Here is a 16,730-nt window from a genome sequence, read left to right on the forward strand (position 1 = left end):
ACTTTTATTTAATATTAGTTTTTCTTTTTACGCTTTTTGCGATCGGCTAATCCAAAGATTCCCAATCCAGCTAAAAGTGCACCAATCCAACTAATATTTTCACTATCCCTTTGACCAGTTTGTGGCAAAACCTTTTCATGACCTTTCTTAAGCATCGCTCTACCTAAACGAGTCAATTTGCCATTTTTATAAAGTACTCTGCCGTGTGAATCAACAATTGTACCATTATCAAGCTTATGACTTCCTCTTGGGAAATCTTTTTCTTCATAAAGAGGCTTATTATCACTCCCCTTGGTTGAAGGCTTGTGAATTGTTGGAGTTACAGGTTTTGCAGGCACCTTATTAGCAGGCTTCTTGTTTGGTTGAACCGGCTTAGCTGGTTTCTTATTCGGCTTATTTGGTTCAATTGGCTTATTATGATCAGGTTTATTTGGCTTGTTATTATCTGGCTTAGATGGATTTACTGGATTATCTGGATTTGGAGTTGGTTTATTGTTGTCATCATTTGGCTTCTTAATCGAACTATAAGTAACTGTAAATTCAAGATCTTGTGAATTTGGACCTACAGTTTGAGCATTAATAGTCATTGGATTTGGACTGTAGCCTGAAATATTAGGAGCAACAATTTCTGGGAAAGTGGAGCTTTCCTTGTCCCATTTACCCCAAATCGTTTCACCAGTTACCAAGTCTTTAACCCCATTGCGTATAAAGGTGATAGTTTGAATGGTATCTGGTAAAGCTTGACTTTGATCAGCATACTTGAAGTGGATTGTTTCTGTTACAGTGTGAGTATCAGTAACTTCCTCTGTCTTATGTTGAATTGCAATCTTAGTTATACCATTTTCAACCTTAACTTGATCAGCTGGCTTACCATTTGTATATTCCCAATTATTTGGAAGTGGCAAATTGTAAGTTACTTCTTGACCAAGTTTTCCAACCACAGTAGTCGAAGCAATTACCTGGCCTTTTGAATCAACAAGTTGAACTACTTGGCTTGCTTGAACTTTATCCTTAACATAAGTAATTTCAATGGTTGAGTTTTCAGTAGTTGCATTAACTACTTCTTCTCCTACCATGTTTGGACTAGCAGTGTAGCCAGCAACCTTTTCTGGAGTATAAGCATCAAATTTACCAGAATTCCATTGCGTTTGAACTTCACCAGTTACCAAATTCTTACTTTGAGTGCCAGTTAAAGTTACCTTTTGAACAACTTTCTTATCGCCATTTGGTAAATGTTCAATGATTGTTCGAGTAACTGTCTTAGTAAGTTCCGTAGTTTCAATCTTAGGTTCAATTCTAATAATGGTCTTATTACTATTTTCACCAATTGTGATTGTCTTTGGAACTTCTCCACTTGCTTGCCAGTTTTCTGGGATATGTGGAGTAAATGGCATTTCTTGGCCTTTTTCACCAGTAATTGCTTCCCTAGCAATAATCTTGCCATCTTTATCTTGATACTCAATAGTCTGAGTTTCTTCAACAGGTGGAACAATATTCTTCGTGTAAGAAATATTAACAGTTACATTTGCGGTATCTGCACTCACTGCTTCTTGAGCAACTTGAGCTATGTTTGGAGTATATCCATCAATTGTTGCAGGGGTATAAGCTTCCCAAACAGCAGAATCAGTACTCTTCCAATCGCTGTAAGTTACTTCGCCAGTTACTTCATCAAATGTAGCAACTCTAGTAAACTTAACTTTTTGAGTAACAGTTTCTTTAGTTCCGTCTGGTTTAGTTACCACGATAATTCTCGTTGGTTCAGAAACTAATTTTTCCATTTTTGGATAAGTTTTATCTGGATTACCTGGAACCTTACCATTTGGAATCTGATCTTCAGGAGTATCTGGAGTAATCGTAATTGTTGCATGTTCAACTTGAACAACTACATCCTTGTGACCATCTGGGCCAAAAGTAATAGTTGATGGAATGGTGTAGCCATTAACTAGCTTCCAGCCTGCAGGAACCGTTGAATAAACATCAACTGTCTGATCAGTTTCCCCATTTACCTTATCTGTCTTAATAACCTGACCAGTATTATCTTGGTAAATAATGTTAGTCGATTGTTTATTTGCAGTGTAGGTAATATCAACTGTGACATTCTTTTGACCGTCTTTAACTTCAACTGCAGGAACAACGGCTTCACTTGGAGTGTATCCATCAATCTTCTCTGGACTAAATTCTTTCCAACTTCCAGTTGACCATTCTCCATAAGTTACTGCACCAGTTACATTATCGTAACTTGCATTACGGTAAATCTTTGCGGTTTGAACTTCCGTACTCTTAGTTCCATCTGGCTTAGTTACATTAATTGTTCTTGTAATTGTTTGGTTCAAGTCACTTGCGTGAGCACCATTAATTACTGCACCAGTTACCGTCTTTTCACCTGTTGGTACCGGATTATTATGATCAACATTGGTTATTCCATGTTCAATCTTAATTACAGTAGTTCCATTATTAATGGTGATTTCAGTTGGCACTTCACTTGGATCACTTGCTACCCAACCTACTGGAATTTCAGGAGTAAATGGAAGTTTAGTTCCTTTAAGGTGCCCCTTAATATCAGTTGAACTAATTACCTTATTATCAGCATCCACATAATTAATAGTTTGGCTACCATTTTCCAAAGTAAATGTGGCTATTGAACTGAAGTCAATATTGTAATTTGGATTTTCTTGACGAATCTTATTGATTGCATCCCCACTAAGTTCAACGTCATAAATTCCTGCTTCAGTTAATTGAGCTGGATGACCATCTTTACTAAAGACAAAATCATTTGCTGTTAATCCAGTAATAGTTTGTTGTTGCCCGTTTAACGTTACAACAACTGAGTAGTTATGAGGATCAAGTTCTAAGTCTTGAGTAGTTTGAGAACCACTTATTGTTGCACTAGCCTTGGCGCGAACAATTACTAGTGCTCCCTGACTGTCATCGTAACTGTAGTTATAGTTACTATCAGCTGCTTTGATTGCATCAATTCCAGCTTGACTTAACTTAACTTGGTAAGTACCAACATTTATTGGATTACCAATGACTTGAATATCTTTGTCAGTTAATTGGTAAGTTTGACTGTTAGAAAGTTTAACTTCAAATTTATCAGGGTCTAATGCTATTACACTGCCTGTATAAGGAGTTTCTTGATTACCACTAAAACCGATGGTTGCATTTGCCTTGCTAATCGTGACACTAGCTAAACCCTTGAAGTTCCATGTGTAATTATTATTAGTAGCAATCTTACTTTGGCTAGAATCCTTAAGCTTCAAGTAGTAAGTACCCACATTTACTGGGGCAGCAACTACCTTACCAGTTTCATCAACCCATTCATAGTCGTCAGCAGATAGAGTTGGGGCGGTAAGATCTACACCATTGTTAGTAGCAATAGCGTTAGTAATCTTATCAACAGTAATTTCTGGAGTTTGGCCGTTGTAAACTACATCATATGAACCGGAAGTGGTTACATCAGCGTTAGCTTTTTCAATTGTAAAGTCTACCGCATCATTATTATAAGTATAGTTATAATGATTACTTTCAAGATTTCGAATTTGACCTAATGCTGCTTCGGTCAATCTAACCTTGTAAGTACCTGCATTAGTTGGTGCAGGAATTGGATTGCCTTGATCATTTACAAATTCAAGATCTGTCGTCTTTAAGACATAAGTTTGGCCATTTGATAACTTCACATTAATGCCGTTAACAACTCCATCAGTGGCTGGAATAACTACTGGATTTCCTGTGTAAATTGTTGAAGCTGAACCGTCAAGAGTAATGCTTGCAGTTGCCTTTTCAATATGATAATTACCTTCGCCTTGGTAACTCCAAGTATAGTTAGTATTTCCAGTAATCGCATTTTGGACTTTTTGCCAGCCAGCTTCGGTTAAACGAACTTGATAAGTTCCAACTTCGCTTGGTGCAGAAATTACTTTTCCATTTTGTAAGAATTCATAATCACTTGCAGTTAATTGCAAAGTACTTGGCAAAGCAATGGTCTTTTCATTTGGATTATCAGTAGTGATTTCTGGAATAAAGTTAGCTGGATCAATTGTTGCTGGATTACCAGTCCAAGTAATAGTTTGATCACTAGTACTTGGCAAAGTAATCTCAGCCTTAGCTTGACTAATGTTATAAGTATACTCACCGCTAATTGCACCAGTGGCAAAACTGTAGTTAGGGTTAGCTGCCTGAATTTTAGCAATTGAACTATCCTTAAGCTTCAAGTAGTAAGTACCAGCATTAGTTGGTAAGCCAGTCATTTCAGTGTAAGTGCCGTCTGCATTCTTGGAATACCAAGCATAGTCGTCAACATTCAAATTAGAAAGATCTAAGCTTTGGCCAGCAACTAAGCCACTTGGCGTCCAAGTAATTGAATTAAAGACATCACTAACTGAAGTTTCCTGACCATTGTAAATCTTATTGCCATTTCCACCTAAAGTATCAGTAGCTGCTTTTTGATTAATTGTGTACTTAATCGTGCCACTTGCAGCATTAAAGCTGTAGTTAGGATTATCCTTTTGCAATGTTTGCAGAGCAGAAGGTTTCAAACAGGCTTCATAAGTGCCAGCATCAGTTGGGATCGCATCTAGCTTCTCACCTTGGGCATTATACCAATCAAAATCACTGATAGTAATACCTTTCATTGATAATGGGTTATCAGTAACAAGATCATTAGCGTTAATCGTTAAGTCTTTTACATCTAAACTAGCAGGCTGACCATCGTAAGTCTTTTCTTGATCCTTGCCCGAGATAGTTACATCAGTAATTGACTTAGGACCGATTTCAAAAGTAGCTGAACCAGTTAAGCTATCCGCACTAATTTTTACATTCCCTGAACCAGCATATTGATCAATTGCAGCTTGCAAATGAGCCAAACCAGCTTGGGTCAACTTAATAGTGTAAGTACCTACATTAGTTGGTGCCGCACCATTAGTCCAAATGTAATCACCATCTTGCAAGTGGTAAATGCTATTTTCAGTGCTACCAGGGAAGGTCAAGTTAACAATAATGTCACCACCATTGTTAAGTTCAGCGGTAGTTACTGCTGATCCATTAAATGTCATTTGGTTAGAACCTGACAAGCTTGCACTAGCCTCAGTAGCTGCATTAATCGTATAAGTGGCCTTAGTATTAAATGTCCACTTGTAGTTATCGCCATTGTTGCCAGTTAAATTCTTCAACTTAGCTTCACCGGCTGGTGATAATTCAACCGTATAAGTTCCAGCATTAATAGGATCACCATTAGCAAACTGCAAATCATCACTAGTTAACTTAATCGTTTGTGCAGTACCGTCGGGAGCATAAACAGTTGCTGAATAAGTTAACTTATACTTATCAATGTTCAAATCAGCTGGTAAAGTAGTTTTTCCATCATAGGTCTTATTATCGCTACCATCTAAGCTAATCGTGACTTCGCCTAGGTTAACGGTAAAGGTGCCATAAGTAGTTACATCACTCGCATCCTGTGGATAGGCATAGTTAGTACCTAATGCACTCTTGATATTTTCCAGACCTTGAGCTGATAAGACAACGTGGTAGCTACCAACATTGCCTGGTGTTTGACTAAAAATCAAATCCCCATCTTTAGCTTGATAGTTTAAAGTGCCATTTTCAGTTTTCACAGTTAGAGTATAACCTTGAGGATTCTCCTTAATAGCCTTTAACCAATCATTGGAACCATAAGTTACATTTTGCTCATTACCACCAACAGTAATTGTCACTGGCATCTGGTCAACAAAGAAGTTAGCCCGTGCTTCAGCAGCTTGAGTCCAATTATAGTTAGTTGAACCAGTTAAAGCTTGAAGTTTCTTCAGCCCCTGAGCAGATAATTTCACTTCATAAGTACCAACATTACTTGGAGTAGTTACAAACTCTAAATCGCCTGTTTCAAGCTTCAAATCTGTATAAATTGGCTCATGTTCATTGTCAGTTGTCGCATTCTTAACAGGTGCAGTAATAGTTATACTGTAGCCGTTATCGCCGCCATATTGAATCGTGGTATTTTCACCATATTTAATATGCTCTGCGCCATTAATCGTAACGGTAGTATCAGCCGGCGTAATTACATATGTAGCTGGTTCATGTCTAGCATCAACAGTATTAGCATCAGTTGACCCACTCTTAGCATTACTATTAGTTCCATTGACCGCATTCCAATCATAATCTGGAAAAGCTGCTTGGAGTCTTTGCAGTAATTGACCAGCAATCTTAACTTGGTAAGAGCCGACATTAACTGGCATTTGCCCATCAGTAAAGCCATTAATATAGACATCGCCAGTTTTCAAACCACCAATTTTTTGAATAATTTCAGCCTCGGTTGGCCCAGGAATACTGCTATTCCAATTAGTTAGTTCAATATGATATGCATTTGGGTCGAGTGGTAAATCAGTCCCGTAAGTGGTCGTTTGATTACCATTTAAGGTAACTTGAGCCTTGCGAGCATAGATTAAGAAATTACCAGTTGCATTACCTAAACTAATGTCATAATTACTTGCACCTGTTAGATTCTTAATCTTATTAAGTGCAGCACTTGTCAAACGAACATAATAAGCTGGATTACCTGTTTTATCGTTTTCTTGGGCGTTAGCATGGTTGACTGGATTACCAGCACTATCAACCACTTCTAAATCTTCTGGGATTAAAGTGAAGCTCCCCAATCCAATTGGCTCATCATTTGAATTACCCCATACTAGTTTAATATCACCATTATCAAGCTGTGTCTGGGTAATGGCTGCATTTTGACCATTATAAACTTGTGATGCAGTTCCACTTACGCCAATAATCAAGCTTGCTGGATAAATGTGGTAAGTAATGCGGCCTGAAATAGTACTCTTTCCATCCTTAACAAATGTGTAGTTAGGGTTAGCATTCGCAAAAGCGGTCTTACCTTTTTCATTCAATTGCAAGTAGTAGTAACCAGCATCAGTTGGAGCAGCAATCGGTTTGCCATCTTGATCGACCCATTCAAAGTCATCAGCAGTTAAATCTGGAATAGTCAAGCCTTGAACATTATTGAAGCCAAAGTTCTTCTTGGTTTCTTCATTACTTGGATCAAAGCTGACCGCTTGACCATTGTATTCACTCTTTTCACTACCATCTAACTGAACGTTTGGTGAAACAGCTTGTTCAATTTGGAAAGTGGCACTTCCTGTATTGACCTTAGACAAGATAACATTACCTTTACCAACCGCTTCATCAATTGCAGCTTGAATTTTATCAAGACCTGCACTAGAAAGAGTTAGAGTATAGTTTCCAGCATTAACAGGTGCTTTGCCATCTTGAGTATTCCAAGCGTAGTCTCCATCTGCAAGAGTGAAACTAGTTGGTAAGTTAACAATATTATTACCACTAATAACTACCTTGATGGTTGAACCATCAGTGTACAAATCAGCTGTTGTTACTGAATTGCCATTGTAAACCATAGAATTGTGACCGCTAAGTTCAGTATTAGCGCTAGCAGGAGTAATGTTGTAAGTCCCTGTTCCACTTGATGCTGTAGCAGCCCAAGTTACATTATCACTATTAATCTCTTTGATATGATCCCAACCGGCTTGTGATAAACGAACTGCATATTTTCCAACATTAATTGGAACAGTAGTAGTCCAAGTCCCATCGATATTAAATTCAATATCACCAGCAACTAAGTTATAAGTTGGATTATTTGGTTCATTCAGCTTAATTGAGAAGCCGTTTAAGTAATCACTATTAGGACTACCAGTGTAAGTGTATGAAGGATTGCCACTAAATTCTGCAGATGCTTGGGCCTTGTTAATAACTAAAGTACCGAAACTTGTGCCTTGGCTAATCTTGTAATTATCACCAACGGCTTGTTGAATCTTATTGGCACCGGCATCAGTTAAGACAATATGGTAAACACCACCAGCATTCGTTGCAGTGATAGGCTTACCGCTGACATCAACAATTTGGAAATCACCAGAATCTAATTGTACATTGCTCAAGCTAGCTGTTGCTCCATCTTTAGAGCTAATGCTTACTTGAACGCTGTTATTTCCATTAGCATTGTATTTAACGCTAATTGGTTGGCCCGTGTAAGTTTCGGTTTGTGTACCATCGACACTTACAGTATTTTCAGCAGCATTAATTGTATAACTTGCACTTCCAGTAAAGTCATTATCAGCAAATACTACATTTGGTGTGTTATTTTGACCAGAACCTGCTAAACCAAGAATATATTTTTCAATGTTGGAAATACCATCAGGTGTCAAAGTAATTGTGTATGCTCCAGCATTAGTTGGTGCAGAGCCACTACTCCACTTGTAGTCACCATCTTTAAGAATATAGGTCTTGTTAGCATCAGTAACACCTGGAAAGGTTACCGTTACACCAATTTGACCATTGCTATTTACTTCAGCAGTTGTAGTAGCTTGACCATCGTATGTGCGTGAGTTAGAGCCACTTAATACACCACTTGCTTGAGCTTGCGTAATAGTGTAAGTAGCTAAACCACCACCATTAGTCAAAGTAAAGTTAGGATTATCCTTTTCTAGAGTAGAGAGTGCAGAGTCCTTAAGTTTTATGTAGTAAGTTCCAACATTTTCAGGATTACTGATCGGATTACCCTGAGCATCTACCCACTCATAACTATCACTAGTAAGGTCCGTCGTATCTAAAACTACTTTGGCATTGTTAAAGTTAGCAGTAATTGTTAATTTTGAAGGATCGATACTAGTCGCAGGTTGGGCATCATAGATCTTACTATAATTTCCAGATGTCTGGTTGCTTAAAGTGAAAGTAGCTGGGGCCGGATTAATAATATAGGTTGCAGTACTGGTAAAGGTTGAATTACCCTGAGCATCTACCCATTTAATACTGTTATTACCAAATTCTTTTATAATATTCTGCTTGCCATGTTCTGACCAACGTAACTCATAGGTGCCTGCATTAGTTGGCATTTCACTCGTCCAAGTTTGACCATTATTAGATGAAAATTCAACATCCCCGGCCTGTAAATAATAGACATTTCCAGTTGGTCCGCTAACTCCAGCATAAATTGGATTGTTACCATCCCCATTATTAAGGTCATCAAGAGTGATTGGACTGCCAGTGTAAGTTGACTCATTAGTACCTGCCAAAAATGCTGTTGCAGTTGCCGTATAGGTTATGTTAATTACAGTCGGAAGTGTATCGATAGTAACAGTTTGAGCTGGAATAGGTCTCCAGTTTGGAATATTTAATGTTGTTTCAGTAGTTGTCCCATCAGGATGCGTAACAATTTGTTTAATGACTTTCGTATAATTATCAGGAACTGGCATATTCTTGTAGCGGTCCCATTCACCTGTAGTCCAGCCACTACCATCAAAGCCATCAAATACTACTCCTCTATCATCAGTATTTACTCTAACAGGTCTAGTAATCGTAGCTGATTGAGTCGTAGTTTGGGTAACTGAAGGAGTTCCTGGTTGGTTAACTGGCGTGAAGTTAATTACACGGTTAATAGTTTTTTGCGTCAATGATTTAGGTACATAGTAAGTTGTCAATTCATTACGAACATACCATTGAGAAGCATTATTAGTAGTAAATACTGTATTGGAATTATAATTTGGATTAGCAAAATTTACAGTAGTATATGTGCCTGTAGAATTGAGGTTTGCTACTACATAGTCATTGCCAGCATCAGGAGGAGTAACAGTAAATTGTCCATCTTGTGCTATATTCCAATTTCCAGAAATTACATGGAAACCTAAGTTGTCCTCAGTCTTATCCCAAGTCCAATCTCCATAAACCACTTTATTGGTTGAAGCATTAATGGTCCCAGCTTGTTTGAAGAAGACTTGAATCTGCGCATCGGGGGCAACTGATTGGCCATTCTTATCACCACCTGCATACACAAATTTAGCGGTTATTGTTCTAGCTGCAGTTTTATTTGGAACATAGAAAATAGTATGAACAGGTTGAGCTTCATAAAGAGATGCAGCCGTAGTATATGCAGTTGAGCCTTTAGAAATATCGCTGGTATCGTCATCACTACCATTCCAAGTAGGGAAAACAAATTGATTAGCGGGAACTTTATTAGTATTTGTAGCAGGACCACCAGTGTAAGCTGTATATCCATTTAAGGTTGGTACATCGGCAGTTACCGTAGCCCACTCTTGCGGTAAATTAGTCCAAGTCCCGGATACCACATGGTAACCAGGTGTATTACTATCACCTTTTTTAGTATTCCATTGCCATGGACCATACGTAACAGTTCCAGTTACCAAATCTTTTGTAGCTTGCCGAGTATAGTAAACATCTAAAACTGCGGAAGTAAAGGCATTACCATCCTCGGTGTAAGTACCGTCTTCATTAACCTTTGTCTTAACGTAATTTACGGTAACAGTGCGTGTTTCTTGTGCGGCTGGATCAGTATTAGTTACGTCTTGAGTTTTATGAACTAAGTGAACAACAACATTTGCACCATAGAATGAAGGAGCAGCCTCAGTCGTCCATTTATAATTTGGTATTGTCCAATTACAACTTGGATCTGTAAACGGCTTCCAGAAATCCCCGGCAACTGTTGCTCCTGCAGGTACTCCAGAGACACTGACAGATTGATAATCGTTTGGATTTATACCTTCTGGAAATTTAAGTCGACTATATGCCCCATTACCAGCATTTTTTATATCAAATTGAGTAATTTCCTTATTTTCCGTATCATCCCAGTAAGTGATTGTAAACTGCATTTGTTGAGTAACAGTAACCTTAGCAGTAGCTGGAGCAGTTACGGCAGTGTATTGCTGGCCATTCACAGAAACTGGATAAGTTGCAATAACTTTAACATTATATGTTCCTACTTGATCCCAATTTGGTTCACTATTATCAGTAAATTCAAATGTAGTACCTGATGGAAAATCAGCAACATTAGTGACTAAATCTTTAGCTGTTAAAGTCTTCCCCTTATAGGTAGTCTTATCTTGAATCTGAAGATTTTTCTTTTGATCTGCGGGGATAGTAACAACTTGGTATATAGCATTCGCATAGTTAACTAGATGATTATTGTGACCCGTTACATCATCAACAGGGGCAGTTGAAACTCTCTTTAATACATAGTTATGTTCAGTAACATAATCCTCAAGCTTTTGATCAATCATGTCTTTGTAACTATTAATGGCATCCGTCATGTTACTTGCACCAGCTGCATCATAAACAACAGGTACAGAAATAGTAGTAAGTTGGCTACCACTGGCATTATTAATAGTAATATTATGTGTATTATTGTTTTTATTGGATAAAAGAGTGTAGAGATTACCACTAGCTAAAATGATTGGCTGAGTAAAGCCACCATTGGCAATACCCAAAGTGTTTAACTTATCAGCAGTAAGTGTGGAGTTATTGCCGAGATAAACGACTGACTGAGTATTATTTATGACATTAGATGCACTGGTTACCTTACTAAAGTCCCAGTTAGAAAGATCAACATATTGAGCATTTGACCCAGCAAACAAAACTGACATATTGGTAACATTGCTCGTGTTCCAGTTAGCAATCGCACTTGCATCAACCAATGATCCTTCATTGGCAAAAGTTGCTTCAAGATTAGTTACCTTACTGGTATTCCAGTTTTCCAAACCATGCAGGCTCGTTAGAGCCTGGTTAACATTAAATGCACGATTCAGATCAGTTACATTGCTAGTATCCCAATTAGCTAAGGCACTAATGTCAGTCAGATTAGCATCACTCATAAAAATGACGCCCATATCAGTTACGTGACTTACATTCCAATTTTCTAGACCTTGTAAGTTCGTAAAACTATTATTAGCAAATGCAGTGTTAAGTTTTTGTAAACTATCAGTCTTCCAATTGCTCAAAGGAGAAAGATCTGTAACTTTGTTAACATTGTTGAAAATCCGAGTCATATTCGTAACTTTTTGAACATCCCAGTTTTCCAAACCAGTTAAGCTAGTCAAGCCAGTCGCATTTTGGAATAGAAGGGACATATTAGTCACATTGGAAACATCCCAATTACTAATTCCAGTTAAAGAAGAGAGTTTAGTAGCACAGCTAAAAGTATTTTGCATTGAAGTAGCACTACTAGTATCTAAACTGTTGGTATCTAAACTAGTCAAATTCGTATCATTTTGGAATGTATTATTTAAGTTATTACTTGCAAGCTTAACTTTCTTATCTTCTGTCTTACTAAAAGCAATAGTAGCGGCCTTTTGCCAGGTTTTAATTAAATCGTTAGAGATCGATACTTGAAGACCATTAGTTGATTTATCAGCAGCCGTAAAGTCAGCCTCATTAGGCACAATAATATGAGTTTGATCACCAGTGTAGCCAGTTAATTGGTAATAATTGTTTCCATCAAATGTCGTGTTCTGCCCTGTCCATTTAGAGGTATCTAATGTTCCCCAAGTAGCAGAATCATATCCACCGTTAGTAGTAGGTGCGGTGGCGCTTGCTGCTACAGCCTTATTTTCTTGAAGAGCATTAAAATTAACCTTAGCAGCAAAGTTACTTACATTAAATGTAGTTGTATCGTGAGCTGCATCATTAGCATTATTTTTTTGATTTAAAGAATCTGTTTCACTTTTAGTCTTTTGAGGAATAGAAGAATCAGACTTTGAAGTTTCAGAATTTTGAGCAGTAGAAGGAGTTTCTACAGGCTTAGCAGTTGTACTCTGTTGATTAGTATTCTCTACATTATCATTCTTACTTTCATCAGGCTTTTTAGGAGTTTCTGCCCCAGAAGTCTTCAGTTGGGTAGCTCCATTCTTAGAATTCTCTGGTTGAGGTGATGGTGTCCCAGAAGCTTCTGATTGAGCTGATTCAGAAGTTTCTGTGGTAGTAGCAGACTTTGATGCAGATTGGTCTCCAACATTCGATCTGCTAGAAGCCGAAGCCTCCACATTTTCACTTGTCTCAGTTTCTTGCTGATTACTTTCTGTTGCTGCATGAACCGTTTGATTATCATTCATTGTCAAAAATAATGTTGATAACAATACAGAACATACGCCAACACTTAGTTTTCTAATACTAAACCTTTGTTTACTATCGTAGTCATTTTTATTGAAAATCATAAGTCAAATCCCCTTAAGTCTGTATTCTATATGCTATACCATATTTTAACGCGAAAAATAACAGATAACAAAACATGTACTCATTCTAAAATACATTTAAGAAACCATCAAAAAAATAGTGAACGAACTTTTATAAAGTCATTCACTATTTTGTTTAAAAATATTTATTTGTACAAATATTTAGCACAAGCTTCTTGTGGATCCATTCCATTTCTAATTTTTAATGCTAGCTCAATGGAAACATCGGCAATAATGGATTGTGGATCGATTACATTGTAGGGATGATCGGGTGCTTTTTCTTGAGCCAAAGAAAGCTCGGTACATCCCAACAAGACCACATTACAACCGTACTTATCATGCATCGTCTTCAAGATCTTATGATATAAATCGTGATTTACAACGCCTTTTTCCTTAATGTCTGAATAAATCAACTCATTAACCATAGGCTGAATCTCAGACCCACCTAGTTCAACTTCCCGTCCAACATGATGAATTTCATCTTCATATAAATGATCATAAATTGAACCCTCAGTAGCAATCAAGCCGATTTTCTTTTCATCGGGATAATTATCAATAAAATTATGGACTGCAATTCGCATCATATGCAAAAATGGAATATCTGTCAAAGCAGCTAAATCATCATAGAAATAATGAGCTGTATTACATGGCATAACAAAGAAATCTGGATTAAGCTTGGCTTGGCCTAAGACGTCATCTTTTAAATCATAAAAGAAGTTGGGCTTGGAATGATCCATAATGTAAGAAGTTCGATCAGGAACCTGGGCATCATTTACCAAAATATAGTTTAAATAATCTTGGTCTCGAGCAATTTTAACTCGATGATTAATTAAACGAACATAGCTTTCAGTGGCAATTGTTCCCATTCCACCGATAATACTAAAAAAATGCTTCATAATTTCCCTACTTTGATTATTTTAACCGTTACTAATGTTCAAAATGTTCTTGTTCACCTTCAAGTTCGTTAATTACATTTTGAGCAACAACGATATCTGATGGATATGGTGTATCTACACCGCGAATCTTTTGGAAAGCATCTGCACCTTTTCCACAGATAAGAACAACATCATCTTTGCCAGCCATTGCAATTGCATCATGGATAGCCTTTTTACGATCTAATTCAATTGTTACATCACACTTTGAGTGATCAATTCCAGAGTCAATTTCTTGAGCAATTGACATTGGATCTTCAAATCCTGGATCATCGGTAGTAAGGAAGGCTTTATCAGCATAAGCAGTCAAACTTTCACTGAATCCTGGACGACGAGAAACTCCTTTATCCCCAGGAGCACCTACAACCACAATAATCTTTGGATTATCAAATTCTTCTTGCATAAAGCTCATAAGTGCCATCATTGAAGCTTTGTTGTGAGCATAATCCACAACAACCATTCCATGATTCTTGGTCATTTCAGTTTGCATTCTACCAGGGATGGTAACGTGACGAATCCCCTTAGCGCATTCATCATGATCCATGCCAGCAAGTCCGGCGCCGATGATTGCAGCAGTACCATTTGATTCGTTGAAGTCACCGATCATTTGCAAAGTGTAATCGCCATTAATTGGAAGTTGCTTAGCTTTATCACTTGCACAGTAAAGCTTGAAGCGAGTTTCACGCATATCAGTTTCTTGTGAAGCATAGCGGAAATCAATTGGAACCTTCAAGTTTGGATTTTCAAAGTTTTCGTTAGCAAAAAGATAAATACTGTCTGGATTAGTTGTAGTAGTTGCGGCTGCATATACTTCATCAAAGTGAGCAGTTTCTGCATTGATGATACACTTGCGTGAATTTACCAACAATTGCAACTTACAGTGAAGATAATCCGCAAAGTTAGGGTGTTCATTTGGTCCAATATGGTCTGGCGTAATGTTTAAGAAAAAGCCAAGATCGTAAGTCAAACCAAATACACGATTCTTCTTGTAAGCTTGACTTGAAACTTCCATTACCAAATGAGTCATTCCATTATCAACAGCAGTTCTCATATCACGGAACAAATCAAGTGATTCTGGTGTAGTTAAGCTTGATTTAAAGCTGTCTTCTGGCTTAGGACCCACTACATCATTAACTGAAGAAATAAGTGCAGTGCGACCACCATTCATTTGATCAAGCATTCCCTTTAAAAAGTATGCGGAAGTGGTCTTACCCTTAGTTCCAGTGAAGGCAACTACAAATAAATCGTCTTGTGGGAAACGGAAAAATGCGGCAGACAAAAGTGCCATGGCCTTTGATACATCCCGAACAATTAAGGCGTGCATCCCTTTTCCTTCTGGATATGGTTGTTCTGCAACATAACAAATGGCGCCGTTGTCTTTAGCCATTGATAAGTAGGTTGGTCTAAATCCAGCCCCTTTACAGAAAAATAAAGTGTTGGTTTGAATGTCGCGTGAATCATAAGATACGTAATCCATCTTAGTTGCGACAGCATCTTGAACCGCACTTGACTTAAGCAAGTGGTGTTCTTTTAAAATTAAAATACAGGTATTTAAAGAAATACTCATGTTATACCCCTCAAATAGAATATTAATGTTTCAGACAAAATTATAACACAGCTACTGCTTCACTGACGCTTTACTTGGATCTAATGGCAGACGAATAATGAAACTTGTCCAATTATCATCCGATACACAAGTAATTGTTCCATGGTGCAAATCAACTACACTTTTTGTAATTGATAAACCTAGCCCAGTTCCGCCAGTTTTAGTATTGCGAGAAGTTTCGACACGGTAGAAACGTTCAAAAATCTTCTTCAAGGACTCTTCAGGAATCTTAGCCCCATTATTTTCGACGCGAAGTTCTACTTGTTGATTATTTACTAAATTTGCTACCAGCTTGATCGTCGTAGCCCCAGTACCGTACTTCAAAGCATTAGTAATCAAATTATTATAAACACGGACAAGCTTTTCTGGATCAGCCTTAATAGTTAAATCTTGCGGACGAGCTTGAATTTCAAAACTAATTCCCTTTTTTTCAGCTTCCAGTTCAAATCCAGCTGCTACTTGTTCCAGCATAGAATAAATATGAAGTGCCGATAAATTCAAGGTAGTATTAGTTGATTTCAAGGTCGTGTATTCCAACAAATCATTTGCCAGAGATTTCATTTGCTCGGCTTTAGTATAAGCAATATCAACATATTTCTGCGTATCTTCAGGTAAAGCTGCGCCGGATTTTAACAGGCCAAGATAACCAATAATTGAAGTCAGCGGTGTGCGAATATCATGAGAAACATTAGTAATAAGTTCATCTTTAGACTTCTCAATAGCGCGCTCTTCATTAATTGAATTCACAGTACTATCTACCAAAGAATTAATTGAATCAATTACGCGTTGGAGGTCCGTTCTTACCACAAAAGAAATTCGATGATCAAAGTGACCGTTTGCGATATAGTGCAATTCCGAAATCACATGGCGCAGTTGCATTTGATGATAGCGACGGATTAAACGCCAATACAAAACTATCAAATCCCCAATAGCCATGATGATAATCACGACATTTTGCCAAGACCAGAAGTCTTTTCCTCCTACAAAACTCATCGTCTTTTTTAAGAAATAAATCCCATTGACTAAGTTTTCATCTTGTAAAATCGCCAAATGAATTAAAATGATGATCGATAAGTTCAGTAATAAAAGCAAAACAATCGTAACGACCGCTTCCGCAAAAAGTTCACTTTTTTCAGCGCCAGTTAATTTTACGCGCTCTTTTTTCAT

At 37.6% G+C, this 16,730-nt stretch carries 4 protein-coding genes; all 4 read right to left on the minus strand.

Going from position 1 to position 16,730, the window contains the following annotated elements:
• Positions 1 to 14: 14 nt before the first annotated feature.
• A complete protein-coding gene (locus KBW87_RS07295) occupies positions 15 to 13,007 on the minus strand; it encodes an MBG domain-containing protein (RefSeq protein WP_057808861.1) in 12,993 nt (4,330 codons plus the stop codon).
• A gap of 164 nt (positions 13,008 to 13,171) precedes the next feature.
• Positions 13,172 to 13,921 (minus strand): amino acid racemase, encoded by a 750-nt coding sequence (locus KBW87_RS07300; protein WP_057808863.1) that lies wholly within the window; start codon positions 13,919 to 13,921, stop codon positions 13,172 to 13,174.
• Positions 13,922 to 13,952: 31 nt separating this feature from the next.
• Complete coding sequence (locus KBW87_RS07305; protein ID WP_057808864.1) at positions 13,953 to 15,524, minus strand: UDP-N-acetylmuramoyl-L-alanyl-D-glutamate--2,6-diaminopimelate ligase; 1,572 nt, start codon at positions 15,522 to 15,524, stop codon at positions 13,953 to 13,955.
• 51 nt (positions 15,525 to 15,575) lie between these two features.
• Positions 15,576 to 16,730, minus strand: a complete 1,155-nt coding sequence (locus tag KBW87_RS07310) for a sensor histidine kinase (protein WP_004040331.1) — start codon at positions 16,728 to 16,730, stop codon at positions 15,576 to 15,578.

Source organism: Lactobacillus intestinalis, assembly GCF_024397795.1.
Taxonomy (GTDB): domain Bacteria; phylum Bacillota; class Bacilli; order Lactobacillales; family Lactobacillaceae; genus Lactobacillus; species Lactobacillus intestinalis.